Below are 2,804 nucleotides of genomic sequence, written 5' to 3'. Positions count from 1 at the left end.
TCCTCGGACTAGGCGCGCCCCGGGGCGCGCCGCGCGCGCTCCCCGCCCCCGCAGGGGTGGTTCGCGTGGGCCGTAAGGGGTACGCACGCCCGGTGAGTTCGTGACGGAAGTGGTCGCGCGAGCCCTCGCGCAGCGTCCCGGTACGGCGCGTCGCGGGATGCGGGGCCCGTACGCCACCTCTAGGGTTGCGGCAGACACAAGCCTGTGGGGCGTCAGCGCAGCGAGGCCGTCGCCGCCGCTCGTGTGACTCCGCAGCTGTCAGCAGGTGCAGGATTCGCTTTCCCGCCGCAGGTAGGGGCAGGATGCTTCCCATAGGACGACGTCCTGGGGGATGCCCCAAGGGGGCGGGAAGTGTCTGAAAGCAGACCCGGGTCCGGGGACTGTCCGAGGGCCCTGGCAGCATCGGCTTCGATCTCACGCCTCATCGGCAAGAAGAACACGGGAGTAACGAGTTATGAACCGCAGTGAGCTGGTGGCCGCTCTGTCCGAGCGTGCCGAGGTGACCCGTAAGGACGCCGACGCCGTCCTGGCCGCGCTCGCCGAGACCATCGGCGAGGTCGTCTCCAAGGGCGACGAGAAGGTCACCATTCCCGGTTTCCTCACCTTCGAGCGCACGCACCGTGCGGCGCGCACCGCGCGCAACCCGCAGACCGGCGACCCGATCCAGATTCCGGCCGGATACAGCGTCAAGGTTTCGGCCGGCTCCAAGCTCAAGGAAGCCGCCAAGGGCAAGTAGGCCCAGCGGGCCGTAGCGGCTGCCAGTCGCTGCGAGCCCGTGCCACGCGTCACAAGGGGCGGTCATCCGGAAGCCGGGTGACCGCCCCTTGGCGCGCGTCCGTACGGGCGCTGGGCGCGCTGTGAGCGCTACGGGCGCCGTGAGCGCTACGGGCGTTCGACCTTGGCGCCGAGTTCGGCCAGCTTGCCCATGAAGTTCTCGTAGCCGCGGTTGATCAGGTCGATGCCGTGCACGCGGGAGGTGCCCTGGGCGGCGAGGGCCGCGATCAGGTAGGAGAAGCCGCCGCGCAGGTCCGGGATGACCAGATCCGAGCCCTGCAGCTTCGTCGGCCCGGAGACCACCGCGGAGTGCAGGAAGTTGCGCTGCCCGAAGCGGCAGGCCGAGCCGCCCAGGCATTCGCGGTAGAGCTGGATGTGGGCGCCCATCTGGTTCAGCGCGGAGGTGAAGCCGAGCCGGGACTCGTACACCGTCTCGTGTACGATCGACAGGCCCGCCGCCTGGGTGAGGGCGACCACCAGCGGCTGCTGCCAGTCGGTCTGGAAACCGGGGTGCACGTCCGTCTCCAGCGCGATGGACTTCAGCGGGCCGCCGGGGTGCCAGAAGTGGATGCCCTCGTCGAGGATCTCGAAGGCGCCGCCGACCTTGCGGAAGGTGTTCAGGAACGTCATCATCTCGCGCTGGCTGGCGCCGTGCACGAAGACGCTGCCCTCGGTCGCCAGCGCCGCGCTCGCCCAGGAGGCGGCCTCCAGGCGGTCGGGCAGGGCGCGGTGGTTGTAGCCGCCCAGCTTGTCGACCCCGGTGATCCGGATCGTACGGTCGGTGTCCATCGAGATGATCGCGCCCATCTTCTGCAGCACGCAGATGAGGTCCTCGATCTCGGGCTCGACGGCGGCGTTGCTCAGCTCGGTGGAGCCCTCCGCGAGGACCGCGGTGAGCAGCACCTGCTCGGTGGAGCCGACGGACGGGTAGGGCAGCCGGATCTTGGTGCCGCGCAGCCGCTGCGGGGCCTCCAGGTACTGGCCGTCGGCCCGCTTCTCGATCGTCGCGCCGAACTGCCGCAGCACGTCGAAGTGGAAGTCGACGGGTCGGCCGCCGATGTCGCAGCCGCCCAGGCCCGGGATGAAGGCGTGCCCGAGGCGGTGCAGCAGCGGGCCGCAGAAGAGGATCGGGATGCGGGAGGAACCCGCGTGCGCGTCGATGTCGGCGACGTTGGCGCTCTCGACGTGCGAGGGGTCCAGGACCAGCTCGCCGGGCTCGTCGCCCTTGCCGACGGTCGTGCCGTGAAGTTCGAGCAGCCCGCGCACGACGCGGACGTCGCGGATGTCGGGCACGTTGCGCAGCCGGCTCGGCTCGCTGCCGAGCAGCGCGGCGACCATGGCCTTCGGTACGAGGTTCTTCGCGCCGCGGACACGGATCTCGCCCTCGAGCGGGGTGCCGCCGTGGACAAGCAGGATGTCGTCGGTCATGGATCTCCGCGTTCCTGAGGACGTATGGGGGTGGGACGGACTTCGGGGAAAAGCTCATCGTAGTGGCCCCCAGCCTCCGGCACCTAAGCCGGCGAGGGAGGGCAGCGCGTCCTGGCGGCTACCGGCGCGTTCCGTGAGCAGGGGGTTCCGTTCGGTGACGGAATCGGCGGCGAAGGACGGGCGGCCGCGGAAGCCGGACGGCGGCCGCGTGCGCCGGTCGTGAGCGGGGAATGCGCCGGGTGTGCGGCGGTCGATCTGGCGGTTGACCCCCGCGGACGGCGCTGGTGGGGGATCATTGCCGCATGACCGAGGTGTCCTCGCTCACCGGGCGGCTGCTCGTCGCCACTCCGGTGCTGGCCGACCCGAACTTCGACCGCGCCGTGGTGCTGCTCCTGGACCACGACGCGGAGGGGTCGCTCGGCGTGGTGCTCAACCGTCCGACGCCCGTCGACGTCGGCGACATCCTCGAGCCCTGGGCGGCCCTGGCGGGCGAGCCAGGCGTCGTCTTCCAGGGCGGGCCCGTCTCGCTGGACGCGGCGCTCGGGGTGGCGGTGGTGCCGACGCGGAACAGGGCTGCCGACGGGGCCGGGACAGGGGCCGGC

At 71.2% G+C, this 2,804-nt stretch carries 3 protein-coding genes; 2 read left to right on the top strand and 1 reads right to left on the bottom strand.

Annotated elements, in window-relative coordinates; genetic code table 11:
• The first annotated feature begins 454 nt into the window (after positions 1-454).
• Positions 455-736 carry an HU family DNA-binding protein gene (locus ACRDP3_RS10560; protein ID WP_351512681.1) on the top strand — a complete coding sequence of 94 codons (282 nt, stop codon included), beginning with the start codon at positions 455-457 and terminating at the stop codon, positions 734-736.
• 146 nt (positions 737-882) lie between these two features.
• Here the strand turns inward: ACRDP3_RS10560 and murA are convergent, their stop codons facing one another.
• Positions 883-2,202, bottom strand: a complete 1,320-nt coding sequence (gene murA / locus ACRDP3_RS10555) for a UDP-N-acetylglucosamine 1-carboxyvinyltransferase (RefSeq protein ID WP_431516613.1) — start codon at positions 2,200-2,202, stop codon at positions 883-885.
• 302 nt (positions 2,203-2,504) lie between these two features.
• Here murA and ACRDP3_RS10550 point away from each other — a divergent pair.
• Positions 2,505-2,804, top strand: a 300-nt coding sequence (locus ACRDP3_RS10550; protein WP_431516612.1) for a YqgE/AlgH family protein, incomplete at its 3' end; no start/stop codon positions are given.

This window comes from Streptomyces sp., assembly GCF_050698815.1.
In the GTDB taxonomy this organism is placed as follows: Bacteria; Actinomycetota; Actinomycetes; order Streptomycetales; family Streptomycetaceae; genus Streptomyces.
The sequence above is the reverse complement of the archived record's forward strand: the minus strand, read 5'-3'. Positions and strand labels throughout refer to the sequence as shown.